The sequence below is a fragment of the Aestuariivirga litoralis genome, from assembly GCF_015714715.1.
Lineage (GTDB): Bacteria > Pseudomonadota > Alphaproteobacteria > Rhizobiales > Aestuariivirgaceae > Aestuariivirga > Aestuariivirga litoralis_A.
The window spans coordinates 234,100-257,982 of record NZ_WAHS01000002.1 but is presented as its reverse complement, the minus strand read 5'-3'; the positions used below and the strand labels follow the sequence as shown (position 1 = coordinate 257,982).

Below are 23,883 nucleotides of genomic sequence, written 5' to 3'. Positions count from 1 at the left end.
AAGAATCAGCTGAAGAGGTTTGAGACTTGAAATGTGCGGTATTGCGGGCTTGATCGCCGGGCGGACGGGAACGCGGCTTGCCGGCGCCAGAAAGATGATCGAGCGCCTCAGCCATCGTGGGCCCGACAGCGAAGGCCATTGGGAGCAGGACGGGGTTTATTTCGGCCACAAGCGACTGGCCGTGGTGGACCTGACTGCGGCGGGCCATCAGCCGATGCTTTCTGCCGATGGGCACCATGCCGTCACCTATAATGGTGAAATCTATAATCATCTCGATCTCCGCGCCGCCTTGCTGCGCGAGAAAAAAGTGAAGTGGCGCGGGCATTCCGATACTGAAACTTTAGTGGAAGCGATTGCCCATTGGGGCGTTGCGGCGGTTCTGCCGAAGCTCAACGGCATGTTTGCCTTTGGGCATTGGGAGATGCGCGCGCAGGAGCTGACTTTGGCTCGTGATCCGTTCGGTGAGAAGCCGTTGCTCTATGGATTGCAGGACGGCATGTTCGGCTTTGCATCAGAGCTTGGCGCGCTGACTTCGGTGCGGGCCTTGCGCGGCGAAGTGGACCGGGCTGCAGTAGCCGCTTACTTGCGGGAAGGCTATGTGCCCGCCGCGCATTCCATCATTGCCGGTGTGAAGAAATTGCCTCCTGGATGCATGTTGCAGTGGAAGCGCGGAGCGGCGCCGGTGGTGACGCCTTATTTTCATTTGCATCAAGTGGCGGAAGCCGGGCTTGCCAACAAGTTCACTGATGATGATGCGGCACTAGAAGAATTGGACGCGCTGTTCAAGGATGCGGTGCGGGTACGGCTGATGTCCGATGTGCCGTTGGGCGCGTTTCTCTCCGGCGGGATCGATTCATCCTTGGTGGTCGCCTATATGCAGGAGTTGCTTTCAAAGCCGGTGCATACATTCTGCATCGGGCATACTGACAAGTCCGTCGACGAGGCTGAACATGCGAGTGCCGTGGCCCGGCATCTGGGCACCCGGCATGAAACGCTGCTGTTGACGGATGCGATGGCCCTGGATGCCGCACAGCGCATGGGCGAAATTTACGACGAGCCTTTCTCCGATGCCTCGCAGGTGCCGACCTTTCTGGTGAGCCAGTTTGCCCGGAAAAAAGTGACAATGGCTTTATCAGGTGATGGTTGTGATGAATTGTTCTCCGGTTATGCCCGGCATGTTTTGGCGCAGAAGGCCTGGGCTTCGATGAAACGCATTCCGATGCGCCATTCATTGGCCAAACTGGTGCCGCATCTGCCGGATTTTGTGGTGGGGGCTGCGGCGAAAGTACTTTCGCCCTTGGTGCCACAAGGCGTGAACCCCGAAAGCCTGCGGCGCAAGTTGCGCCATTCCAGCCATTTGCTGCGGGCGGAAAATGCCGAGGAGATTTTTTCATCCTATCTGGCGCGGTGGCGGCAGCCGCTGTCGCTGATGAAGGATGGAACGGAAATTGCCGAAAGCTGGGCGCCGCAGAAACCTGCCTTTACCGACAGCCTCGATCAATTCGTCTGGTCTGATACAGTGAATTATCTACCCGGTGATATTCTCACCAAGGTGGACCGCGCTTCCATGGCAGTGAGTCTCGAAACGCGCATCCCGGCCCTTGACCCGCGCATTGCCGTCTTTGCCTGGCGCTTGCCGCAGCATATGCGTTGGCGCGATGGGCGCGGAAAATGGATCCTGCGGCAGTTGCTTTACAAGAAAGTGCCGCAAGATTTGGTGGACCGGCCCAAGCGCGGTTTTGCCGTCCCATTGGATACCTGGTTGCGCGGGCCGCTGAAAACTTGGGCCGAAGATCTGTTGAGCGAAGCGCGGTTGAAGCGCGACGGGCTTCTCAACGTGCAGGAAGTGCGGCGCATCTGGGCCGGCTTTCAAAACGATGCGGCTGGGGTAACCGGCACGCATATCTGGACACTTCTGATGTTGCAGAGCTGGATCAATGCGCAAGGCCTCTAAGCGCATTGCCGTGTTTGCCAAGTATGGCGACCTTGCTGCATCCACGCGGCAAAGGTTGCTGCAATATTTTCCCCAGCTGGAAGCGGCGGGCTTTGAGCTTGAGGTTTTCTCGTTGATCGAGAATGCGCAATTGCAGGCGCGCTTCGAGGGCCGTGGCTCTGCGGCGGCGAAAATGATCAGCCGCTATGGCGTGCGCGTGGCGCAAGTGTTGGCCAGCCGCAGGCATGATCTGATCTGGATTTATTGCGAGTTGTTTCCGTACCTGCCGGGCTTTGTCGAGCGGCTGGCGCGGTTGAGCGGGGTGCCGCTGGTTTATGATTATGACGATGCGATTTTCCATCAGTATGACGGACATGCTTCTTCAGCCGTTCGCGCTCTGCTGGGCCGCAAGTTGCAGCCGGTGATGCGCCAGGCCAGTCTTGTGGTGGCGGGCAATGATTACTTGGCCTCATATGCAAGGCAGTTCTGCGACAATGTTGCCGTGATCCCCACGGTAATTGATGCGGATGAATATCAGCTTGATCTTTCGCGGCAACCGGAGCGCAAGACGATTGGCTGGATCGGCTCGCCTTCCACCTGGAATTTCGTCAAGCAAAAGCTGGATGTTTTGGAAAATGCCTGTGCCGCGCATGATGCCACGTTGAAAGTGGTGGGCGCTGGTGCGCAGGCCGATGGCATTGACTTCATCTGTAATGCGCGCTGGCGCGAGAGCGAAGAAGTGGCGGATATTCAGGCGATGCATGTGGGCATCATGCCGCTGGATGACAGCCCGTTTGCGCGTGGCAAATGCGGCTATAAGCTGATTCAATATATGGCCTGCGGGTTGCCCGTGGTGGCATCACCCGTGGGTGTGAACCGCAGCATTGTGGAACATGGCGTGAATGGCTTTCTGGCAGAGACGCCGCAGGAATGGCGCGATGCCTTGGGCACGATCCTGAAAGACCGAGCTCTCGCCAAACGCATGGGCGCTGCGGGGCGCAAGAAGGTGGCGCGTGAATATTCAGTGCAAGTGACGGGACCGCGGCTGGTGGCGCTGATGCGGGGGCTGACGTCATGAACAGACCCGGCATCGCACAGGGGCCGGTGCGCTTTGACTCTTACGAGTCCGGCGGCACCAAGCCTTCGCTGGTGCCGATCGTTTTCAAATGGCTGTTCCTGGCCTTCTGGATTCCGTGCCTGGCGTTTCCTTTCGCCTTTGTATGGGTGAAGCTGTTTGGCGGCACGGCATTGATCGCATTGATCTGGATGCGCGGCATCCGCCAAGTTGATGCTTCCGATCTGGCCGTCGTCGTGATCCTGGTATTGGGCGCGATTTATTTGGGTATTCCCTATTCGAATGGTGCCATAGGTCAGTTTGAACTGGGCTATCTGGTGCCGCTGCATATCGTGTTTCCGCTTTACTGGTGGCTGATGCTGCGCAATCTGCGCTGGCAAGATTTGAACCTGCTGAGCGATGCGACTTTTGCGGCGGCGTGGCTTAGTCTAGCATATTCGATGGGGCTGTTGCTGGAATCTGCCGGCCTGCTGCCGGTTCCCATGCCGCATTTCTACGAAGTGGAAAATACCGATCTCAATTCGTTGCGCGTTGCCTCCAGCGCGGTGAGCGGCCTGCTGTTTTCGGCACCGGTTGTTGCCATCCACTTGCTCGAGCGTAAATCCATGCTGGCCAATGCGGTGCTGTTGATTTTCGCGGTGGGCATTCTTGCCACTGGGCGGCGCTCGATCCTGTTTGGCATTGTGATTGCGGTTGTCATCAACCAGCTGGTTTTCGTATCCAACATGAAGGCGCGCATTGCCGCGCTGGTTTCATTGTGTGCTTTGCTGGTGGCCGGCTCCATCATGTATGCATTTGATTATCTGTCGCTGCAAAGCATGCTGTCGGAACGCTGGGACACGCTTTCGCTTTATGACGAAATGGCGCGCGTGGACCAGACTTATTCCTTGCTGGAAGGATTCTGGAAACACCCCGTGATCGGCAATGGGCTGGGAAGTTCCGTCGCGGTGATCCGCGATGAGGTCACGCCGTGGCGCTATGAGCTTTCCTATATTGCGGCGCTGTTTCGTTATGGCGTGCTGGCCTGCGGCCTGTTGCTCTGGCTCTATGTCACGCCGGTGATCCGCGTGTTCAGTCATTATAGCCAACTTCAACCGAAGCAGCGCGCGCTCATCGTGGGCGTGCTGGGTGCCTATATTGCCTATGCTTTCAATCCAGTGCTGGATGCTTTTGATGCCGTGTGGATCAGCTTCCTGCCATTCCTGATGTCAAGCTTGCTGCGTGAACGGGCTCAGACCGCCGGTGCGGATGATGGCCGGCGCGTGAGGAAATATTCCACTTCATAACAGGGGATGAGGTAACACAGGTTTTCCTCATGAAATTCCCGCAGATAGTTCGTGGCATTGAAAATGTAATGCCACATGCGCTTCAATGCATAACGCACCGGGAAGGCGCTGGATGATTTAAAGCCGAGCTTCACATCCGTCACCGTGAAACGCAGTTCGCGTTTGTAATTGGGCACAGTGCGCTTGAACAGTTTGCATTCCGCCAGATAGCAGAACGTGTAGAGACCGAAATAGGTCTTGTGGGTGGGGTCGGAATAGAAATACGGGTTGGAGAAATGGGGTGCGATAAAATGCAGCGTGCCGCCGGGTTTCACGATGCGCTCCAGCTCATCGAGCAGCATGATCACGTCCGGCACATGTTCAATGAAATGGCGGGCATAGACTGAATCCACCGATGACGCGGGAAAAGCCTTCAGCACCTCATAGACATCACCGATCAAATCCACGCCGGGATAATCAAGAATGTCGATACCCAGGGCATCCTTGTCCTGCTTGGTGGGGCCGCAGCCGAGTTCGATTTTGACTTCGGCTCGCTGCTTCAGATCTTTCAGAACCTTATTCTTGTCAGTGATCGCCATCAGACTTTCCTCGCATGGGGCAGTTCAATTGCTTTGCTGCCGAAAGCACCGTCGCGCAGCAACTGGCGGATGAAGCTTCCGGCGCAGAGCAGGTTTCCAATGAGCAAAGAAAGGCCGGCACCGAGTGCTGCACCTTCAAGCCCCGCGAGGCTATAGCCTGCCACCAGCAACAGGCCCTTCAGCACGAAGGCCACACCATTGATGCGCGACAGCTCGCGTTCCAATCCCATCACGGCGATGAGTTGGCCGGGCAAAGCGAGGAACAGCTGCAAGATCTGGAAGGCCGCATAAATCATGAAGGCGGTGGACGCGCTGGTGACTTCGCCACCCCAAATTTTCAGGACATTCTGTGGCCAGATCAGAAACAAAGCTGCGATGGGAATGGCAGAAGCCGCGAACAGCGCCTGGTAGGTGATGAAGGTGCTGATGAATCGCTTCATGTCTTTCTGCGCGTAGAGCATGGCGAGTTTGGGTACTGCCGGGTTTGCCACCAACATGATGAAGGTGCCGATCAACGCGCCGGTGCGGATGATGGCGGCATAGATGCCAACATCAGTGGCTCCCGCAATGAGGCCGAGTACCAGAATATCAATCCAGGCGGTGCCTGCATTGAGGCATGCGGCGAGCCAGAAGTGCCGTCCATCAGCCCAGGCCTGCTGCGTCGCGCGGAACACGCCGCCGCTTTTGGCATGTGCGAGTGTGGGCCAGAAGGCGAACGTGGCCAGCACGCTGGCGGCGAAGGAGGCCGCATAAGCCGCACCAATCCAGGCACTGCGCACGCCGCCCCATTGCACCAGCGCGTAGAGTGCAGCGAGAAACAGCGCTTGCGGCAGGAAAGATTGCAGGAACATTGACGCTTCGACACGCTGCGCGCCGCGCATGGTTTCACTGGTCACCATCAATATGCCGAGCGGCAAGATGGTGAGCGCCATTACGATCTGCATCGCCACGCGGCCAGGTGCCGCCGGCTGCATCACAAGCAACCAAGCGATCAGCGCCAGCGTTGCCGCAGCCAGTGGCAAAGCAAGCGCTGTGAGAGAGGAGGCCAGTTTTACGGTAATGGAGTTTGCATCGCCCTGCGCCTTGGCTTGTGCTGCCGCGCGCAGCAGAAACTGATCCTGGCCCAAGCGGCCTACAGTGCTGAGGATCATGACGAGGGCGAGGCAATATTGAAACTGGCCCAGTACATCGACGCCGAAACTGCGTGAGATGATCACATTGGCGAGAAACAGAAACAGCAATCCGCCGGCGCGTATAACGAGCAGCCGAAGTAGCTGGATGGTCGAATTGATCAAGTCACGGAGCATTTTTTAAAGGCTTCAAGAGGGAGACGCAGGAACTTACACGGCTGCAACTTTTAAGCGGTTTTCAACTAGATGCAATCCAGGATTGAACCGCTTTGGTGCAAGCTTGCGGTTGTAATCCAAAGCCGGTGCCGCCGAATCGACCAAGTGAATCATACGCATGGTTGGCGCCAGGTTGAACGCAAAAACGCCGACGGGCCACTTGACGATGAGCAGATTTGAAAATTTTTCTGGGCCGCGGAATGGCAAGCCATCGCCGCCTTTAATGCGTATTGGGAAAGCCTGAATGCCGCGCCGCATTCCGAAGTTGCTTGTCTATCTGACGCTGCTGCCGACGCCGCTGAAGATCAGTGTTATCCTTGCTGCGGATGTTGCGGCCGTGTTGGCCGCCATCATGGCCGCGCGCTTCCTGCGCGTGCCGTTTGATATGTGGCCGCCGGATGGCACGATGCATCTGCATCTTTCGGGCCCAATGTTTTCGATTTTTTCACTGGCGTTGATGGGCTTTTACAAAACAGCTTCACGCGGGCATTCGATGCGCAGCGAGCAAGGCATCCTGGCTTCGCAAGTTCTCGCTGCTGCCCTGTGGTTCATGTATCTGCATGTTTTCGATCTCGGCGGATTGCCGCGGTCGATGCTGGGCATCTATCCGGTTTTTGCCACGCTGGGCTTGGTGGCGACGCGGCGCCTTGCAGTTTATCTGCTGCAGACGCCGGTATCGCCGCTGCGCGACCAAGAGCGGATTCCGGTTTTCATTTATGGCGCGGGCCGCGAAGGCCTGCAGCTTGTTGATGCGTTGCGCCAGGGCGGGCGTTATGTGCCGGTGGCCTTCATCACCACCGACTATACACTGGTTGGGCGCAAGCTGGCGGGCTTGCGTGTCTATGACACTGTCGAAGTGGGCGAGGCCAAGCGCCGCCATGGCGCACGCCAGATTCTGATTTCCAATCCCGATATGCCGGGCCAAAGCCTGCGCAGCCTTTTTGAAATGATGGTGGGGCAGGGGCTTTCCACCAAGCTGGTGCCCAATGTGAATGATCTCGCCGCAGGCCGTTCCGCCGCGCGCGCCATCCGCGAATTGAAGATCGAAGATCTGCTGGGGCGCGAGCAAGTGTCGCCCGATCTGGCCACGATTGCACTCGCTGTTGGTGGCAAGACCATTCTGGTGACGGGGGCTGGTGGGTCGATCGGTTCAGAACTGGTGCGGCAATGCCTGAAGCACCGGCCGCGGCATCTGGTGCTGCTGGACGCATCAGAATTTGCGCTGTTTGAAATTCATCGCGAGATCGAGAAGCTGCTACCGCAGCATCCGGGCCTGCAGGTGACGGCTGTTTTGGGTGATGTGAAATCAGCACCGCAGATTGAGGCCCTGTTCCGCAGCATCGCTATCGACATTGTGTTTCATGCTGCCGCCTACAAGCATGTGCGCATGGTGCAGGAGAATGCCAAGGCCGGTATCCGCAACAATGTGAACGGCACGCGCATTCTGGCCGAGGCCGCGATGAAAGCGCAGGTGCAGCGCTTCATCCTGATCTCCACCGACAAGGCGGTGCGCCCCACCAGTGTGATGGGTGCGAGCAAGCGGCTGGGTGAACTCACCGTGCAGGCGCTTGCAGCACGGCGCGATTCCAAGACGCTGTTCTGCATGGTGCGCTTCGGCAATGTGCTGGGATCCAATGGTTCCGTGGTGCCGATCTTCCGCGACCAGATTGCCAAGGGCGGCCCGGTGACGGTGACGCATCCTGACGTGACGCGTTATTTCATGGCGATCCCTGAAGCCGCACAACTGGTGCTGCAAGCCGCGGGTCTGGCGCGCAGCGGCGAAGTGCTGGTGCTCGACATGGGAGAGCCGATCAAGATTTCCAAACTGGCGCGCACGATGATCGAACTGGCCGGCCACACGGTGAAAACACCTGAGATGCCGGATGGCGATATTGAAATCCGATATACCGGCCTGCGTGACGGCGAGAAAATGTATGAGGAGCTGGAGATCGGGCATGATCTTTCGCCCACCACGCACCGCCGTATCCTGCGCAGCAAAGAATATTTCATGCCTTATTCCGCGTTGGCCGCGCAATTGAAGAAGCTGAATGCACTTCTCGATGCCGAACGCATTGATGATGCGGTGATCCTAACCATGGAACTGGCGTGGCGCGCGGGCGATGATGTGCGCGAGATTCAACCTTCCGTGATGGAAGCGGCGTGATGCCTGCCGGGAGCTATCGCGGCAAACGCGTTTTCGATCTTGTTGTTGCGGGTGTGCTTCTCGCGTTGCTTTGCCCGGTGCTGCTGGTCGTGGCGCTGTTGGTTGCAATGAAGTTGGGCCGCCCGGTTCTTTTCCGCCAAGCGCGACCCGGACGCGGTGGCCAAGTGTTCACGCTGATCAAATTCCGCAGCATGAAGAATGGCGATGGCAGCGATGCGGAGCGCCTTACGCGCTTCGGCAAAATGTTGCGTGCATCGAGCCTGGATGAATTGCCGGAACTTTGGAATATTTTGCGCGGCGACATGAGCCTGGTTGGCCCGCGGCCCTTACTGGTTTCCTATCTTCCGCTTTATTCTGCACGGCAGGCACTGCGCCACAATGTGCGCCCCGGCATTACCGGACTTGCGCAAGTGAATGGCCGCAATGCGTTGGGCTGGGATGAAAAGCTGGAACTTGATGTGCGCTATGTCGAGACGCAAGGCTTCTGGCTCGATCTGCGCATCCTGGTGAAGACGTTTACCTCAGTTCTACTCAGCAAGGATGTGGCGGCGGAGGGCCATGCCACCATGCCGGCTTTCAAGGGAAGTGCACGCCCATGACCGAACGCATTGCGATTTACGGTGCGGATGGCGGGCGCGAAGTGCTGCCTTTCGTCAAGCAGGCCTTCCCTGCGGCCGACATCGTATATGTCGATGATGATGGCGATAAGCAGGGCCGCACGGTGAATGGCAGCCTGGTGATGAGCTTTGAAGACGCTTTGGATCAGGGCCGCAAATTTTCCATTGCGATCGCCAGCAGCGTGGTGCGCCGCAAGCTCGCCGCCAAGATCAACGCGGCGGGCGCAAGTTTCATTTCAATCCATGCGCCGACTTCGATGACCTATGACGATGTGGAATTGGGTGAAGGCGCACTCATCTATACCCAGGCGCTGATGACCGCGAATATCCGTGTCGGACAGCAATTCCATCTCAACATCTATTCTTATGTGGGGCACGATTGCCGCATCGGTGATTTCGTCACCTTCGGGCCGCGGGTGAATTGCAATGGCCGGGTGATCATTGGTGATGATGTCTATATCGGCACGGGCGCTGTGTTGCGGCAAGGCTCGCATGACAAGCCATTGGTGATTGGTGCCGGCGCTGTAATCGGCATGGGTGCGGTGGTAACGAAAGACGTGGCACCCGGTGTGACCGTGGTGGGCAATCCGGCGCGGCCAATGGAACGCAAATAAAAAATGCTCAATAGTGGATTTTCAGTCTGGCCAAATTTCACGCAAGATGAAGCGCAAGCCGTTTCGCGCGTGTTGATGTCAAACAAGGTGAATTACTGGACGGGCGAAGAAGGCCGCCTGTTCGAAAAGGAATTCGCATCCTGGATGGGTGCGAAGCATGCCATCGCTCTGTCCAATGGAACGCTGGCGCTGGATCTGGCGCTGCATGGATTGAAAGTGGGCCGCGTCAATGGCGGTGCTGCCGATGATGAAGTGATCGTCACGCCGCGCAGTTTCATTGCTTCTGTATCCTGCGTGGTGAATGCTGGTGCCGCGCCGGTGTTTGTCGATGTTGATCCTACCAGCGGCAATCTTTCCGCCGCCTCGATCAAGCCGGTGCTCAGCCCGCGCACCAAAGCGATCATTGTGGTGCATCTGGCGGGGCAGCCTTGCGACATGGACGCGATCATGGCGCTGGCGCGGCCACGTGGCATCAAGGTGATTGAAGATTGCGCGCAGGCCCATGGTGGTGCGATCAACGGCAAATCGCTGGGCACTTTCGGTGATGTGGCGGCGTGGTCGTTCTGCCAGGACAAGATCATGACCACCGGCGGCGAAGGCGGCATGGTGACCTGCGATGACGAGGGCCTGTGGCAGCGCATGTGGTCATTCAAGGATCACGGCAAGAGCTGGGATTCGGTTTACGACACGCAGCATCCGCGGGGCTTTCGCTGGGTGCATGATTCGATCGGCACCAACTGGCGCATGCTGGAAATGCAGGCGGTGCTGGGGCGCATTCAACTCACGCTGATGGATGAGTGGCATGCCAAGCGCAAAGAAAATGCGCTGCGCATCTGGGATGCGGCATCACGCTTTTCATGCGTGGATGTTCCGCACCTTCCTGATGGCCACGAGCATGCCTTCTACAAAGCTTATATTCATGTGAATCCTGAGCGTTTGAAACCCAGCTGGAGCCGCGATCGCATTGTATCGGAAATCAATGCGTTTAAAGTGCCCTGCTATCATGGCAGCTGCAGCGAGATTTATCTGGAGAATGCCTTTGATGGCACGCCTTGGCGTCCTGCACAACGCTTGCCACATGCGCGACGTTTGGGCGAGACAAGCCTGATGTTCCTGGTGCATCCGACTTTGACAGAGCGTGAGATCGACAAGACTTGCGGCGCACTCGCGCAAGTGTTGTCGGAAGCGCAGGCCTAGAACCCTAATCCATCTGCTGTTGCGATGGCGACGGCGTGGCTTTCATAGAGCGCTTCAACGCGCTGGCGCGAGGCCTTGCCCATGGTGCTGCGCAACTTCTTGTCTTGCGCGAGTTTCAACATCGCTTGCGTCAGTGGTGCCACTTCGCGCGGTGCGACCTTGAATCCGTTCACGCCCTCTGCGACAGTGCCACGGCAGCCGGGGGCATCGGTGGTGATGATGGCGCGGCCCATGGCCATGCCTTCCAGCACGCTGCGCGGCGTGCCTTCACGGTAGGACGGCAGCACTACGACATTGGCATTTTTGATCGCGGGGCGCACATCGCTCATCTTACCGAAAAAGTTCATTCCGCCTTTGCACCACTGATCAAGCTCGGCCTGCGCAACGGAATCAGGCCCGCCATCCAACCAGCCAACGAGACTGGTGGTGGCCTCAGGATATGCGGCACGTAATTGCTTCGAGGCCTCGGCGTATTCGCGCACGCCCTTGGCACCGAGCAGGCGACCAATCATCAGGAAGTGAGGTGGCGCGGGCAGCGGCGCTGAAGCAAAATCATCGAGATTGACGCCGGAGCCGTTGACGATGGTGAGCTTTTGCGTTTCGTCCAGAAATCCATTGGCCTTGAACAGCGATAAGTCATCATCATTCTGGAAGACGACATGGCTGGCGCCGGGAAGGGCTAGGCGGTAGAGCGCGCTGGCGGCCACGCGCGCCAGTTTGCGGCGAATGCCAGGGCCGGGTGTGAAAGCAAAGCCCAAACCGGTGATCATCGCTGTTGCATGCTTGAGACCGCAGAGGCGCGCGGCGAGCAGGCCATAGATGACTGGTTTGGCGGTGTAGGCGATGAGGGCATCAGGCTTTTCTGCGCGCAAAAACGCCAGCAGCCGCGCGATGCCTTTCAGGTCTGAAAACGGGTTCATACCGGTGCGTGAGAAGCTCACGCACTTTCCCTCCACGCCCAACGCCTTCAGCCTTGCGGCTGTGGCATCTTCCATATCTGGCGCGACGGCGATGACGCGGTGGCCGCGCTTCACCAGTTCGAGGATCAGGTCTTTGCGGAAATTGATCAGGGATTCGGCCAGCGACCCCAGAAGAATGACTTTCTTGCCGTTCACAGCGACCAATAAACGATATCGCTGCGGCGCTGGGATGGCGCGATGACGGATTTCACATCGACGAGAATGCCGCCGGGTTTGAGTTTTTTCTGCAGGCCCGCAAGATCACCCGCATATTCAAGGTGCGGCACGGCGAACAGCAGCACATCCAGATCATCGAGCAGATGGGCCTCGCTCACTTCCTCGCCATATTCATGCATGGTGTGGCTGGATTGCGCCAGCGGATCAGTCAGCAGCGGCGTGAGGCCATAGGATTTGAACTCGCGCACGATGTCGAAAACTTTTGAATTGCGGATATCCGGCACGTTTTCCTTGAAGGTGACGCCGAAGATTCCGATTTTCGCGGTTTTGGGGTTGAGGCCTTGCTGCAGCATCAGCTTCACGGATTTCTCAGCAATGAAAGCGCCCATGCCGTCATTGACGCGACGGCCGGCAAGGATCACTTCGGGCCGGTAGCCCAGGCCTTCGGCGGCAGCGGTAAGGTAGTAGGGATCAACGCCGATGCAATGACCGCCCACAAGACCCGGCGAAAATTTCAGGAAGTTCCATTTGGTGCCTGCGGCTGCCAGCACTTCGCGCGTGCTGATGCCCATGCGGTCCAGGATCAGCGACAATTCATTCATCAAGGCGATGTTGAGATCGCGCTGGGTGTTCTCCAGCACCTTGGCGGCTTCGGCGACCTTGATGGAACTGGCCTCAAAGAGCCCGGCTTCAACGATCGAACCATAGACATGGCGCACGCGGGCGAGGGATTCTGCGTCTTCAGCGGAAATCACTTTCAGGATTTTTTCGAAACGGTGTTCCTTGTCGCCGGGATTGATGCGTTCAGGCGAATAGCCGAGCTTGAAGCCGCTGCCGCGCTTGAGACCGGAATACTTTTCCAAACGGGGCGCACAGTAATCTTCGGTGACACCAGGATAGACGGTGGATTCAAACACCACAATGCTGCCCGGCGTGAGCGCGGGGCCGACCAGTTCGCAGGCCTTGTCGAGGGGCGAGAGGTCTGGGCGGTTCTGATTGTCGATCGGCGTAGGAACAGTGACGATGAAGAAGGTGCAGCCCTTCATCGCGTCCGGCATGGTGCTGAAGGTGAGGCCGCTCGCTTTCAAACGCTCAGGCTCGATCTCGCCAGTGGCGTCCTCGCCTTTCAACAATGCGTCGATGCGGCGCGTTGAAATATCGAAGCCGATGGCGCCGGGAAATTTTGCGGCGGCCGCGACTGCGACGGGAAGACCGACATAGCCCAAACCCACAACGGCGATTTTTTCCGCCGTGACGTACTCGGTCGATGGCCTAATGGCTGCGTGTGTTTTGTTTTGAAAAGTATTCAACATAGGACGGCAGGGCCTCCTTGATTCCTGTTTGCAAATTGTGAGTGGGCGCATAGCCCAGTAGCGTCTGTGCTTTGCTGACATCGGCCTGGCTATGGCGCACATCGCCGGCGCGGAAGTCGGCATAGACCGGATCACGTGTATAAATGATGCCGATCTTGTGAAGCTCTTCCTTCAGTGTGGTGAAAAGCTGGTTGAGCGTTGTACGGCCACCCACTGCCATGTTGTATACTTCAGCCTTGGCTTCGTCCTTCGCGGTGGCGGCGAGAATATTGGCCTGCACGGCATTGGCGACGAAGGAGAAGTCGCGGCTGGTTTCACCATCGCCATTGATGGTGATGGGCTCACCCTTCATCATCGCGAGAATCCATTTCGGAATGACGGCGGCGTATGCACCATCGGGATCCTGCCTTGGCCCAAACACATTGAAATATCTGAGGCCGATGCATCTGAAGCCGTAGACCAGCGCGTAGTTTTGTGCGTAAAGCTCATTCACATATTTGGTGACAGCGTAAGGCGAGAGCGGTTTGCCGATGCGGCTTTCAATCTTCGGCAGGTTCGGTTCATCGCCATAGGTTGAGCTGGAGGCGGCGTAAGTGAAGCTTTGCACCTTGGCGAGGCGTGCCGATTCCAGTACGTTGAGGAAGCCGGTGATGTTGACGCTATTGGTGGCGACCGGATCTTTCAGCGAGCGTGGCACCGAGCCGAGGCCGGCCTGATGCAGCACATGGGTGATGCCCTGCGCCGCCTTGTGGCAGGTGGCGTAGTCGCGAATATCACCGTCGATGATTTCGAGTTTTTGCTCGGCGGCGAGGCCCAGCTTGTTCACCACAGCATCGAGATTGTCACGGTAGCCGGTGGAGAAATCGTCGAGGCAACGCACGCTTTGGCTATGAGCCAGCAGGGTTTCGATGATGTTGGAACCAATGAAGCCCGCCCCACCGGTGACCAGCCAGGGGCCTTTGTCTTTACTGAGCAGCGTGGCGAGCATCTAATTCTGCTCCGCGATGGTCAGGTTGCTGAATTCAAGGTCGCCGTCGATCTTGGCATCCAGTGCCGCGCTGCTGGCGTTGACGAGGCGCAGAATTTGGAAGTTGCAGGCATCAGGCAGAACGGTAACAGCTTGAGAGAAGCCGGTATGCGGTGATGCGCTGTTGAAGCTCTGGGTGGCCGCAATCTGTGTGGTGCTTTCGAGGCAGGAAATTGTCCAGGTCAGGCCAGCGGGACTGGTCAAGCGGCTGGAAGACCATTCGCCTGCGAGCGTGTAATTGCCTGGGCGCAGATGGAGCACCTGATAGACGTGCTCGAAACTTTGTGTGTTGTTGTAGAAGGTCAGATGCAGGGCGTTGGATTTCTGCGGATCATTGCGCGGCACCAAAGTGATTTCGGCATTGGGCAGTGGAAGGATGTTCCAGCCAAAATACTGGTTGTGCGGTTCCAGCGTGAAGCTGCCGTCGAAAATGTTGCCGAGCTTCAGAAGCTCGTTCTGTGACAGACCATCCAGCCAGTAGAAGTAGGCCTTGTCGTAATTTTCCTGGGTGAATTGCCGGGTGACGAAAGCGCGCGTCTCGGAGGGTTCAACAGTGCCGTCTACCTTGCGCAAGGCATTGAACAGAGCGAAGGCGGTTTCACCGCTGGTATCGTTCTGGATCAGCCATGAGGTGAAAGCGGCGCGCCAGGGTGGCTGACGGTTCAGGATGTCGGCCAGTGCAGCAACGGCCTTCTGGTCGTTCAACAATGCGGGCAAGCTGCTGAACATTTTTTCCGCCATGTCGGGGCGGCTGGTGAAAAGACCATCCAGATGGGTGAAGGCGTTCTTATAGTCCTTGGCGTTCAGATAGCTGGTGATGGCGCTGAGCTGGGTGACGGAATCGCGCTGTGAACGGCTAGCCGCTTCCAGCGAAATGGCTTTGGATGCAGCGGCGTTGCCGGCGAGATCATTCAGCACTGTGAGATTGGAGAGTGCGAGGAGATCAAGCGGCTCGGCCAGCAGGCGCTGCTTTTCGCGCAATGTGAGTTGGGCGACTTGATCCGGCGTGAGGGCTTTGAGGGCGCCGACAGGATCGGCCTCCATGAGAACGGGATCTGTCAAGGTGCGGTCGGCGCGCAGCGGGCCGAGCGCCAGCGTGGCGGCGAGTGCCAGCGTGGTTGCAGCGGCCATGCTGACCGGCAGAAGATTGGATAAGCGGGACGTTTGTGTGCGCGCGCTCATGTCAACCGCGCCACAGAATGTTGGCGAAGGTGAAGTCGCCATGCGCGCCGAGGCTGAGGCGGCTGATGGTGAACAGGCCGATCGACCCGATCACCGCGATGGTGGCTATAGTGGCGAAGCGCAAACGCTTCTTTGGCTTCGTGACGGGAAAATCCGCCGTGTGGCGCGCAGTGCTTCGCTGCTGCATGCGCTGCATGTGGGTGAAGCGCGCGCGTTTGTGATCGAAGACCGGCTTGCGCTCAACGCTGGTGGTTACGATGGGAGCAGCACCGGGCTCAGTTTTCAAATGCCTTTCCAGCGTGCGGGCCGCCGTGGCGACGCGGGTGAAAAGACCCGATTCCCAGGCGCTGCCATTGCGGTCCGGATGCAACCAGCGCAAGAGCCAGCGTTTGTGGATGTTTACATCTTCCAACGTCGCGCCGGGCTTGAGGCACAATAATTTGTATGGATCGGAACCCGCAGCGGCGATCATGCTGCGCAGGTAGAAGACCGAGGCTTCCAGCAGCGTGGCTTCGGGGATGGCGTAATGCGCTGCCCAATGTGTGGTGGCTTCGGCATCGCCGGCGGCGATCTTGATCAGCATCAGAATATCGGGACCGGCAGCCTGGCTCTGCAGCAGGCGCAGGCGCGCCGGCTGTTGATAGGCCGCAAGGGCCAGATCAATGGAGGTGGCCGACACGGATCATGCCTCGCTTTCGGTGAGCTGCGGCGTGTCGTTGCCATAGCCGTAATAGCCATATTCGCCGTAGCCATAGCCATAACCGGAATGCTTCAGATCAAACTTGTTCAGGATCGCGCCGATGACATTGGCGCGTGCCTGGCCGAGGCGGCGCAGCGCCGTCTTGGCGGTATCGCGTGTGGTTTCATTGGCGGCCACCACCATCAGCGTGGCCTGCATCATGTTGGAAATGATCGGCGCATCGGCAAGGCCCATGACCGGTGGGCCATCGACGATCACCACATCAAAGGATTCGGCGGCGAGCGTGAGCAGCGCGGGGAATTTCGGCCCGATGAGCAGCTCTGCCGGATTGGGCGGCAGCATGCCCGATGTCATGATCACCAGCTTTTCATTGGCGGTGGCTTGCACAACTTCCTCGGGTGGTTTGTTGCCGGTGAGGTAATTGGTGAGACCCATTTCATTCGAAATGCCGAGGCGCTTGTGCACCGAGGCGTTGCGCAGATCGGCATCGATCAGCAGCACGCTGAGGCCGATATGAGACAAAGCTTCAGCAATGTTGATCGACGTGGTGGTCTTGCCTTCCGAAGGCTTGCTTGACGTCATCAGCAGCGTGCGGGGCAGGCCTTCGCTGGTGGAGAATTGCAGGCCGGTGCGCAAGCTGCGGTAGGCTTCCGCCATGCCGGAGCGCGGGTCAGCCATTTCCTGTTCGATGGACGAGCCGGGGCCGGGCGTGGGCACAATACCGATGACCGCGATGCCCAGTTCACGTTCCAGATCTTCCGGTGACTTGAAGCTGTCATCGAGGTGATCGAGGCCTAATGCGATCAGGCCGCCGAGAACGAGGCCGCCCAAGGCCGCAATGGCGATGTTGAGCCAGAGCACGGGTGAGCGCGGGTCTTTCGGCTGGGTGGCGCGGTCCACCACCGAGACATTGTTGGTACCGATGCCGCCGGCCACGCCGATTTCCTTGTAGCGCTGCAACAGGCCATCATAGAGTGCGCGGTTAGTATCCACTTCGCGCTTCAGGATGTTGTATTGGATGGAGCGGTTGCGCTGGTCCACCACTTCGTTCTTGCTGGCATCGAGTTGGGCCTGCAGGCGTTCTTCCTCGCCCTTAGAGGCCAGATAGGAGGCTTCGATGGATTGCTTGATGGCGCTGGCGGCGTTGCCGATCTGACGGTCCAGTTCCTTGATGCGGCTTTTCAGTTCCAGCATGGCCGGGAAGGCGGGTTTGAAGGTGGAGAGTTTTTCCTGATATTCGCTTTCCAGCTGGGCTTTCTGCTTCAGGTTTTCCTGAATGGCGGGGCTGTCGAGAATTTCCTTGAGGCCGATGCCGTCGGTTGCTTGCGCCTGCTTCCACAGCAGTTCCTTCTTGATGCGTTCGGTGCGGATGTCGCCCAGCTTGCCATTGATCGCTTCGAGATCAGAAGACGACAGGGACTTGCCATCGTCAATGCTGATGATGCCCTGGTCCTGGGCATATTTGACCATCTGCTTTTCAGAATCCTCGAGCTTGACCTTCAGTTGCTGCAAACGGTCTTCGAGGAATTTGCGCGCGTAAGAAGTGGCATCATAGCGCCGGTCCAGATTATCGGCGATGAAAGCTTCGGCGTAACCATTGGCCAATTTCTGCGCGGTGGCGGGATTGGGATGATCAATGCTGATCTTTACGATCTTGGAGCCGCGCACCGGAGAAATCGAAAGCACTTTCAACAGCCGGTCAGTGACCTGACGGGATTTTGTGTCAGCGGCGCCATCGGCATCTGCGTCAGAATCCGATAGATGAAGCAGGCCCATGACGGATCCCACCAGCGACTTCTTGGGCTTGGTGAAAGTCGGATCGTTAAGCAGGCTCATGGAGGAGACGACGCGGCCAGCGAGTGAGCGGCTGCCCAGAAGCTCATACTGCGTCTGGTAGAATTCCATGCTGCCAACCTGCGCGTCATCGAGCTGCAGGCCATCAACTTTCATGACGTTCATCGCTTCACGATCAATCTGGATCGATGCGGTGGCGCGGTAGATGGGCGTCATCAGAAAGGTGATCACAGCGGCGGCCACGACGGCGGCACCGGTGATGCCCGCGATCATGCGGCGGTGCTTGTTGAAGATGCGGTAGTATTTCTGCAGGTCAAAGCCCGCAGATTCCTGCAGTTGTTCCTGGCCTGGATAATTGGTGTTGGCGTGAACCTGCATCTCGCGCAGATAGTCAAGCGCACTTCCCTGTTGTGCATCGGCGCTTAACGCCCGTTGATCGGGGGCGGGCATTTTTCCGAGAGAGTTCATTTGTGCCATTTCGTTTTCCAGCCACTGACTTGAACGCGAATGCAACAAACGGGAGAGCCGCGGCAAATGCGCGGCAGAATCACAGACCTACTTCTATCGCGGGGGGCCGTTAACCTTAGTTAACGGGGTGGGTTTTGGGCTCTCTTTTCAGACGCGCGCGCAACCCTGAGGCAGGGTCAGCGTGACTTGGGACCGAAGGGCGCGTCTGGCCGGCGGAAGGGTGCGGGTGTTGCTGGTGTATGGCCCGGTTTGGGCGGCGTTTTTGAACCGGTGCGGGTGCGATTTGGCTTCGTCATCGGCGGGGCCACATCGGGCGGCAGGGTGAGCAATGCTACACAAAAGGCAAAGAGGCTGAGCAAGGCCGGGGTGCGCAGCGGAAAATCGACCAGCGCGTGCAGCAGCAGCAAAGGCAGTGCGAGTGAAGCTGCGCGCTGGAAAATGGCGGTGGTGCCGCCACGGCCATAACGCCAGACGCGGATGATGCCGAAGACCATGAAGATCACAAAGAACGCTTCTAGGAGGAGCGCTGGTGCGCCGCCTTCGATGGCCAATTCAAGCCAGTCATTGTGCACGTGATTGATGAATTGCGATTGCAGCATCGCTGGCGTTTCGATCATTTGATAGAGCGGCACAAAACTACCGAAACCCGAACCCAGCGGCAGCGTGTTTTTCAGCAGTGACAATGAAGCCCGCGCGACACCAGCACGCGCATCGGAGAAGGGATCGCCGCTGGCCAGGCGCAACAGGCCCAGCATGCTGCTCTGGCCGATGACAAAGAGGCTGGCGATGACGGCCACAAGAGTGACCGCTGATGTCTTGAGGTTGAGGGCCGCTGTGCCGCCGTACAGCAGGAGCAAGGCGAAGACGATGGCCGGCATGGCAAGCACGATGCCGCTGCGCGAACCGGCAAGCGCCAGGCTGACCAGCAGCAGCGCCATGCCTCCCGCTGCAAAAAGTGCGACGAGGCCGCCGTGCCAGCGATATTTCTGCTTTAGGTGTGCGGCAAGAGCCCCGATAAAAACCAGGGCGATATAGGCTTGGGCTGCGAAGAAGTTGCGGTTGCTGAAAGTGCCCGTGCCGGTGCCGGGCTCTGCACCATAAAGATAGAAGGGCGAAAGCTCGCCCTGTGCCACTTGCAGCAAGGCCAAGACCAGGCTGACGAGCGCGCAGGCCAAGATGACCCAAATGGCAGACGGGATCCGGCGCAGGGGAATGCTGAGTGTGCCGAAAAAACTGGCTAGCGCCGGAAGCAAAGCGATGGCATCAAGCCTTGTTTGCTCAGGTGCGAGGCTCAAAGGCATGAAAGACGGGACGGCACCGAGCAAGGCGATGTTCTTGAGGGCCACTTGATGGGTGGCAAGCTGGCTCCAGACTGAAGGAGGCAGCGGAATGAGCTGCAGCAGCGGCAAGGCTGCGCTGAAAATGGCCAGCCAGCTTGCATAGACGGCCAATTTCGAAGGGAGACCACGTGCGGCAAGTTGCGACAAAGCAGCTACCAGAACCGCAAGGCTCAAGGCCGATTGCAGATAAATCACCGTATCGCTGGGCAAAGATGTGCCGCCACTGACCAGCATGAAGCACAGATAGGCTGAAAAAGCGAGAGGCCAGAGGCTCTGCGTGATGGCGGCAGAGGGCGGTTTGAGATTCGAATCCATGTCAGCCATCACATTAGACATAAAAAAAGCACTGCCAAAGCAGTGCTTGATTCATAACTCGTTTTAGGCGTTCAGATCAGGGTGCACTCACTGGGCCGCAGTTGCAATCGCCATTATGTACGCCGGGGCGGAACACGCCGACATAGATGGCACCACTCACGATGGCAGCGCCTGCGGCGTAGAATATTGCGGAGCCACCAGAGAAGAAGGAGGCGCCGCCACCGCCAGCTGCACCCCAATTGGCCGGGGTGATGACCACATTGCCATCATCTTGCAGGGAAGCCGTCTTTTCATTCTTGGCGCAAGGTGCTGCGGCAGCGACGGAGTAAACCGTGGCCTTCTTGATCATCAGGCTGCAAGAGCCGTAATTGATGGTGGCCGAGCTGTTCTGGCCGACAAATACGCGGTCGCCCTGATGCAGTTCGATTGTACCTGAAGCAGGAGCGAAGCCTGAACCCTGGTCAACCAGGACCTTGCCGGCAACGGGGCCCAAGCCAGCGACCGACGTGGCAGCGGCAGCCGATACGATTGTGAACGCCGTGGCGCAGGCGAGAGAAACGACAAACTTACCCATGTGAACCCCATCTGATTGGTGCAAGGATTGATCCCCTGCGTATTTCAGCAACAGGATTTAGGTGAGATCGGTTAATTTCTTGATAAAAATTTTAAGTTGTTCCTGTCGGTTGCGTTGTTTGTGCTGGTTTTTCAAAATGCCGCATGAAGATTTGAGCGCGATGGATTTGAAGCGACTCGCGAGCCAAGTGAGAATGCGACTTAAAAATGTAATCAGCAAAGCGCCGCAACTCTACAGCTTCACAACAGGTTAATCTGCGAGTTTACGGCCCAATATTGGAAGGGCACCCGCATGACTCCACAGGCATCCATGCTGGCTTTTGCCCAGGACGCAAAGGCTGTGACATGACCGACATCAACACACTTACCATCGACGATACGCATGGCACCGCCCAGCTTGAGCAATTGCTGGGTCGCATCCAGACCCAGATTGGCAAGGCCTTGCGCATCGACCTGGCAGGCGTGAGCAAGCCTTCAACACTGTTCATGCAGTTGCTGATGGTCACCCAAGCGGAATGGCAGAGGCACCAGATGCCCTTCACCCTATCCGGCGTTTCAGAGCATCTTCGCGAAGCTTTCAATTCCGCCGGTGCCGACACGCTCGTCACCAGCATCATGGAGGGATAAAATATGACGCTTACGGTTCTGACCGTCGATGATTCGCGTACAATGCGCGACATGCTGCGCCTGGCGCTCACCGCTGCCGGCATGAATGTGGTGCAGGCTGAAGACGGCGTGCATGGCGTTGAAGTGCTAGCCACCTGCCAGCCCGATTGTATCATCACCGACATCAACATGCCGCGCATGGATGGCTTTGGCTTTATCGAAGCGGTGCGCGCGGATGCTTCAAAGCAGATGGTGCCGATCCTGGTTCTGACCACTGAAAGTGATGCCGAGAAAAAACAGAAGGCACGCACCGCCGGTGCGACGGGCTGGATCACCAAGCCGTTTGAGCCGGAAAAGCTTGTCTCAGTTGTGAAACGCGTGGTGGCCTGAGGTTTCTCCCATGGATCAAATGGCAAGCATCAGGGATACGTTCTTCCAGGAATGCGAAGAACAAATGCAGGCTCTCGAGCAGGGCCTGATGACGATGGAGGAAGGGGATCACTCTTCCGAAACCGTCAACGCCGTGTTCCGCGCCGTGCACTCCGTCAAGGGTGGTGCGGGCGCGTTCAAACTGGCCGAGCTTGTGTCCTTTGCACATGCCTTTGAAACGGTGCTGGATAAAATTCGCAGCAACCAGCTTGTGCCGGAGCCGGAGGTCATGCGGCTGTTGCTGCGCTCGGCTGATATTCTTTCTGATCTCGTGTCGTTGTGCCGCGAGGGCGCGGAGATTGACGCCAGCAAATATGCTGCTGTTTTAGGCGAACTCAACAACACTGCTGCCAGTGTTGAGAGCGAGCCTGAGGAGGATTTCGGCAGTTTTGATTTTGCGCCCACGCTGATTTCAATTGATTTGCCCTTGGACCTGCCGGGCGATGCACCGGCGGGAGGAGCGATGCTGCCTGAAGTGTCGCGTGGATTCCGCATCCAATTCCGCCCGCATGCCGATCTGTATCGCAATGCCAACGAGCCGTTGCTCCTGTTCCGTCAGTTGAAGCAACTGGGCACGATGAAGATCACCTGTGACGCGTCGCGGCTGCCGGATCTGGCCTCATATCAAGTGAGCGAATCCTATCTTGCCTTCACCATTGAGCTGGAGACGGAGGCCTCCGTACAAGATGTGTCTGATGTTTTCGAATTTGTGGATGGCACGTGTGATCTCGATATCCAGCCGTTGCTGAATGGCTCAGGCGGTGCTCTCCCTTTTGTTCCCCTGACGGAGGCGCCCATGTTTGATCCAGCTGTGATCATGCCCGCCGAGGCCGCACCCGCTCCGGCGGCGTTTGCACCCCTGCCAGAACTCCCGGCTTTTGTAGCGCCAGAAATACGCGCGTCTGTTGCAGCCGAAATTGTTCCGCCTGTAGTGGCAGCACCAGCTACGCAAAAGGACAAGCCTGCACCATCAGGCCCGGCACCGACCATTCGTGTCGAATTGGACCGTGTGGACCGGCTGATCAACCTGGTTGGCGAGTTGGTCATCAACCAGGCGATGCTGGCGCAGCGTATCAGCCCGGCTGTTGCGGCCACGGGAACTGAAGCCATTGCTTCGCTTGAAGAACTTGAACGCCTGACCCGCGACCTGCAGGACAGCGTGATGGCCATTCGTGCCCAGCCGGTGAAATCGCTGTTCCAGCGCATGCAGCGTATTGTGCGCGAAGTGGCCGACTCCACCGGAAAAAATGTGCGCCTGCGGACCGAGGGCGAAGCTGCCGAAGTGGACAAGACGGTGATTGAATCACTGGCGGACCCGCTGACCCACATGATCCGCAATGCGGTGGACCATGGGCTTGAATCCCCCGCCGACCGATTGGCTGCAGGCAAGCCTGAAGAAGGCACCATCCGGCTGACGGCAGCGCATCAATCCGGCAAGGTGGTGATCACCGTGCAGGATGATGGCGCAGGCATCAACCGCCCCAAGGTGCTGGAAATTGCCAAGCGCAAGAATCTGGTGCCGCAGGACGCGCAGTTTACTGATAGCGAAATCGACAATCTTCTATTTCTGCCCGGCTTCTCTACCGCCACCACTGTTTCGGCGATTTCCGGCCGTGGCGTGGGCATGGATGTGGTACGCCGCTCGATCCAGGCGCTGGGGGGTAGAATAAATATCAGTTCAACGCCTGGAAAGGGTTCCTCCTTCACACTCAGCCTGCCACTGACGCTGGCAGTTCTGGACGGCATCGTGGTTTCCGTGGCGAATGAGATTTTCATCATTCCGCTGACTTCCGTGGTGGAAACGTTGCAACCCGAAAGCAGCATGATCCTGGATCTCGGCCAAGGCAGCTATGCCATGCGCGTGCGCGAGCGTCTGGTGCCGCTGGTGGATGTGGGGCGTGCGCTGAATGTGCGCGCTGAAGCGGTGAAGCCGACAGGTTGTGTTGCCATTCTGGTTGATACGGAAAGCCATTCGCGCAGCGCCCTGTTGGTGGACCGCATCCTTGACCAGCGCCAAGTGGTGATCAAGAGCTTCGAGCACAATTACGGCCCGGTGCCGGGTGTGGCCGCCGCAACCATCCTGGGCGATGGGCGTGTGGCGATGATCCTCGATGTTGAAACAATCGCAGATTCCAAGCAGCGCGAGCGCATGGAAGCTGGATCGAAATGGGCAAAGGCAAGCTGAGAGTA

General features: G+C 58.0%; 21 protein-coding genes. 10 read left to right on the top strand and 11 right to left on the bottom strand.

All coding sequences use genetic code 11. The annotated features are described in order from the left end of the window. Positions 1-31 precede the first annotated feature (31 nt). The 3 genes from asnB to F8B91_RS12965 are packed head-to-tail and all read left to right on the top strand — an operon-like array spanning position 32 to position 4,294. A complete protein-coding gene (gene asnB / locus F8B91_RS12975) occupies positions 32-1,954 on the top strand; it encodes an asparagine synthase (glutamine-hydrolyzing) (protein WP_196504278.1) in 1,923 nt (640 codons plus the stop codon). Beyond that, entirely contained in the window at positions 1,938-3,011 is a 1,074-nt protein-coding gene (locus F8B91_RS12970; RefSeq protein WP_196504277.1) for a glycosyltransferase family 4 protein, read from the top strand. Before asnB ends, F8B91_RS12970 begins: the two co-directional genes overlap by 17 nt. Then, positions 3,008-4,294: a hypothetical protein gene (locus F8B91_RS12965; RefSeq protein ID WP_196504276.1), complete on the top strand. Its 1,287-nt coding sequence runs from the start codon at positions 3,008-3,010 to the stop codon at positions 4,292-4,294. Before F8B91_RS12970 ends, F8B91_RS12965 begins: the two co-directional genes overlap by 4 nt. Here the strand turns inward: F8B91_RS12965 and F8B91_RS12960 are convergent. From F8B91_RS12960 to F8B91_RS12950, 3 genes are read right to left on the bottom strand one after another with little or no spacing between them, the layout of a single operon-like run. Further along, positions 4,240-4,872, bottom strand: a complete 633-nt coding sequence (locus tag F8B91_RS12960; RefSeq protein ID WP_196504275.1) for a class I SAM-dependent methyltransferase — start codon at positions 4,870-4,872, stop codon at positions 4,240-4,242. The genes F8B91_RS12965 and F8B91_RS12960 overlap by 55 nt on opposite strands. Beyond that, positions 4,872-6,179 carry a lipopolysaccharide biosynthesis protein gene (locus F8B91_RS12955; RefSeq protein WP_196504274.1) on the bottom strand — a complete coding sequence of 436 codons (1,308 nt, stop codon included), beginning with the start codon at positions 6,177-6,179 and terminating at the stop codon, positions 4,872-4,874. Before F8B91_RS12955 ends, F8B91_RS12960 begins: the two co-directional genes overlap by 1 nt. Before the next feature lie 33 nt (positions 6,180-6,212). Then, the gene (locus F8B91_RS12950; RefSeq protein ID WP_196504273.1) at positions 6,213-6,476 is read right to left on the bottom strand and encodes a hypothetical protein; all 264 of its coding nucleotides are present in this window, start codon (positions 6,474-6,476) and stop codon (positions 6,213-6,215) included. Here F8B91_RS12950 and F8B91_RS12945 point away from each other — a divergent pair. From F8B91_RS12945 to F8B91_RS12930, 4 genes are read left to right on the top strand one after another with little or no spacing between them, the layout of a single operon-like run. Beyond that, on the top strand, positions 6,463-8,382 hold the full coding sequence (locus F8B91_RS12945) for a polysaccharide biosynthesis protein (protein ID WP_196504272.1): 1,920 nt from the start codon (positions 6,463-6,465) through the stop codon (positions 8,380-8,382). The genes F8B91_RS12950 and F8B91_RS12945 overlap by 14 nt on opposite strands. After that, complete coding sequence (locus F8B91_RS12940; protein ID WP_196504271.1) at positions 8,382-8,981, top strand: sugar transferase; 600 nt, start codon at positions 8,382-8,384, stop codon at positions 8,979-8,981. Before F8B91_RS12945 ends, F8B91_RS12940 begins: the two co-directional genes overlap by 1 nt. Beyond that, entirely contained in the window at positions 8,978-9,613 is a 636-nt protein-coding gene (locus tag F8B91_RS12935; RefSeq protein WP_196504270.1) for an acetyltransferase, read from the top strand. The genes F8B91_RS12940 and F8B91_RS12935 overlap by 4 nt, the downstream gene beginning before the upstream one ends. Positions 9,614-9,616: 3 nt before the next feature. Next, positions 9,617-10,810: a DegT/DnrJ/EryC1/StrS family aminotransferase gene (locus F8B91_RS12930; RefSeq protein ID WP_196504269.1), complete on the top strand. Its 1,194-nt coding sequence runs from the start codon at positions 9,617-9,619 to the stop codon at positions 10,808-10,810. Here the strand turns inward: F8B91_RS12930 and F8B91_RS12925 are convergent. The 8 genes from F8B91_RS12925 to F8B91_RS12890 form a co-directional block, all read right to left on the bottom strand. Next, on the bottom strand, positions 10,807-11,925 hold the full coding sequence (locus F8B91_RS12925) for a glycosyltransferase family 4 protein (RefSeq protein ID WP_348641813.1): 1,119 nt from the start codon (positions 11,923-11,925) through the stop codon (positions 10,807-10,809). The two genes, F8B91_RS12930 and F8B91_RS12925, sit on opposite strands and share 4 nt — an antisense overlap. Then, positions 11,922-13,259, bottom strand: a complete 1,338-nt coding sequence (locus tag F8B91_RS12920) for a nucleotide sugar dehydrogenase (protein ID WP_196504267.1) — start codon at positions 13,257-13,259, stop codon at positions 11,922-11,924. The genes F8B91_RS12925 and F8B91_RS12920 overlap by 4 nt, the downstream gene beginning before the upstream one ends. Beyond that, on the bottom strand, positions 13,219-14,247 hold the full coding sequence (locus F8B91_RS12915) for an SDR family oxidoreductase (protein WP_196504266.1): 1,029 nt from the start codon (positions 14,245-14,247) through the stop codon (positions 13,219-13,221). The genes F8B91_RS12920 and F8B91_RS12915 overlap by 41 nt, the downstream gene beginning before the upstream one ends. After that, on the bottom strand, positions 14,248-15,468 hold the full coding sequence (locus F8B91_RS12910; RefSeq protein WP_196504265.1) for a hypothetical protein: 1,221 nt from the start codon (positions 15,466-15,468) through the stop codon (positions 14,248-14,250). Between the two features lies 1 nt (position 15,469). Beyond that, entirely contained in the window at positions 15,470-16,147 is a 678-nt protein-coding gene (locus F8B91_RS12905) for a J domain-containing protein (RefSeq protein WP_196504264.1), read from the bottom strand. Between the two features lie 3 nt (positions 16,148-16,150). Then, positions 16,151-18,439 carry a GumC family protein gene (locus tag F8B91_RS12900; RefSeq protein ID WP_196504263.1) on the bottom strand — a complete coding sequence of 763 codons (2,289 nt, stop codon included), beginning with the start codon at positions 18,437-18,439 and terminating at the stop codon, positions 16,151-16,153. Positions 18,440-18,606: 167 nt separating this feature from the next. Further along, complete coding sequence (locus F8B91_RS12895) at positions 18,607-20,085, bottom strand: O-antigen ligase family protein (protein WP_196504258.1); 1,479 nt, start codon at positions 20,083-20,085, stop codon at positions 18,607-18,609. A 76-nt stretch (positions 20,086-20,161) separates the two neighbouring features. Continuing rightward, on the bottom strand, positions 20,162-20,659 hold the full coding sequence (locus F8B91_RS12890; RefSeq protein WP_196504257.1) for a hypothetical protein: 498 nt from the start codon (positions 20,657-20,659) through the stop codon (positions 20,162-20,164). Positions 20,660-21,003: 344 nt separating this feature from the next. Between F8B91_RS12890 and F8B91_RS12885 the strand changes: the two genes are divergently transcribed. Genes F8B91_RS12885 through F8B91_RS12875 form a run of 3 tightly spaced genes read left to right on the top strand, consistent with a single transcriptional unit; the run spans position 21,004 to position 23,878 of the window. After that, the gene (locus F8B91_RS12885; protein WP_196504255.1) at positions 21,004-21,285 is read left to right on the top strand and encodes an STAS domain-containing protein; all 282 of its coding nucleotides are present in this window, start codon (positions 21,004-21,006) and stop codon (positions 21,283-21,285) included. A gap of 3 nt (positions 21,286-21,288) precedes the next feature. Beyond that, positions 21,289-21,654, top strand: a complete 366-nt coding sequence (locus F8B91_RS12880; protein ID WP_196504253.1) for a response regulator — start codon at positions 21,289-21,291, stop codon at positions 21,652-21,654. Between the two features lie 10 nt (positions 21,655-21,664). Further along, a complete protein-coding gene (locus tag F8B91_RS12875; protein WP_196504251.1) occupies positions 21,665-23,878 on the top strand; it encodes a chemotaxis protein CheA in 2,214 nt (737 codons plus the stop codon). The last annotated feature ends 5 nt before the right edge of the window (positions 23,879-23,883 follow it).

Excerpts from the sequence above, each read along its gene's own strand:
- asnB (WP_196504278.1), top strand. The coding sequence starts at position 32 with ATGTGCGGTATTGCGGGCTTGATCGCCGGGCGGACGGGAACGCGGCTT.
- F8B91_RS12970 (WP_196504277.1), top strand. The coding sequence starts at position 1,938 with ATGCGCAAGGCCTCTAAGCGCATTGCCGTGTTTGCCAAGTATGGCGAC.
- F8B91_RS12965 (WP_196504276.1), top strand. The coding sequence starts at position 3,008 with ATGAACAGACCCGGCATCGCACAGGGGCCGGTGCGCTTTGACTCTTAC.
- F8B91_RS12960 (WP_196504275.1), bottom strand. The coding sequence starts at position 4,872 with ATGGCGATCACTGACAAGAATAAGGTTCTGAAAGATCTGAAGCAGCGA.
- F8B91_RS12955 (WP_196504274.1), bottom strand. The coding sequence starts at position 6,179 with ATGCTCCGTGACTTGATCAATTCGACCATCCAGCTACTTCGGCTGCTC.
- F8B91_RS12945 (WP_196504272.1), top strand. The coding sequence starts at position 6,463 with ATGCCGCGCCGCATTCCGAAGTTGCTTGTCTATCTGACGCTGCTGCCG.
- F8B91_RS12950 (WP_196504273.1), bottom strand. The coding sequence starts at position 6,476 with ATGCGGCGCGGCATTCAGGCTTTCCCAATACGCATTAAAGGCGGCGAT.
- F8B91_RS12940 (WP_196504271.1), top strand. The coding sequence starts at position 8,382 with ATGCCTGCCGGGAGCTATCGCGGCAAACGCGTTTTCGATCTTGTTGTT.
- F8B91_RS12935 (WP_196504270.1), top strand. The coding sequence starts at position 8,978 with ATGACCGAACGCATTGCGATTTACGGTGCGGATGGCGGGCGCGAAGTG.
- F8B91_RS12930 (WP_196504269.1), top strand. The coding sequence starts at position 9,617 with ATGCTCAATAGTGGATTTTCAGTCTGGCCAAATTTCACGCAAGATGAA.
- F8B91_RS12920 (WP_196504267.1), bottom strand. The coding sequence starts at position 13,259 with ATGTTGAATACTTTTCAAAACAAAACACACGCAGCCATTAGGCCATCG.
- F8B91_RS12915 (WP_196504266.1), bottom strand. The coding sequence starts at position 14,247 with ATGCTCGCCACGCTGCTCAGTAAAGACAAAGGCCCCTGGCTGGTCACC.
- F8B91_RS12910 (WP_196504265.1), bottom strand. The coding sequence starts at position 15,468 with ATGAGCGCGCGCACACAAACGTCCCGCTTATCCAATCTTCTGCCGGTC.
- F8B91_RS12900 (WP_196504263.1), bottom strand. The coding sequence starts at position 18,439 with ATGGCACAAATGAACTCTCTCGGAAAAATGCCCGCCCCCGATCAACGG.
- F8B91_RS12895 (WP_196504258.1), bottom strand. The coding sequence starts at position 20,085 with ATGGATTCGAATCTCAAACCGCCCTCTGCCGCCATCACGCAGAGCCTC.
- F8B91_RS12890 (WP_196504257.1), bottom strand. The coding sequence starts at position 20,659 with ATGGGTAAGTTTGTCGTTTCTCTCGCCTGCGCCACGGCGTTCACAATC.
- F8B91_RS12885 (WP_196504255.1), top strand. The coding sequence starts at position 21,004 with ATGACCGACATCAACACACTTACCATCGACGATACGCATGGCACCGCC.
- F8B91_RS12880 (WP_196504253.1), top strand. The coding sequence starts at position 21,289 with ATGACGCTTACGGTTCTGACCGTCGATGATTCGCGTACAATGCGCGAC.
- F8B91_RS12875 (WP_196504251.1), top strand. The coding sequence starts at position 21,665 with ATGGATCAAATGGCAAGCATCAGGGATACGTTCTTCCAGGAATGCGAA.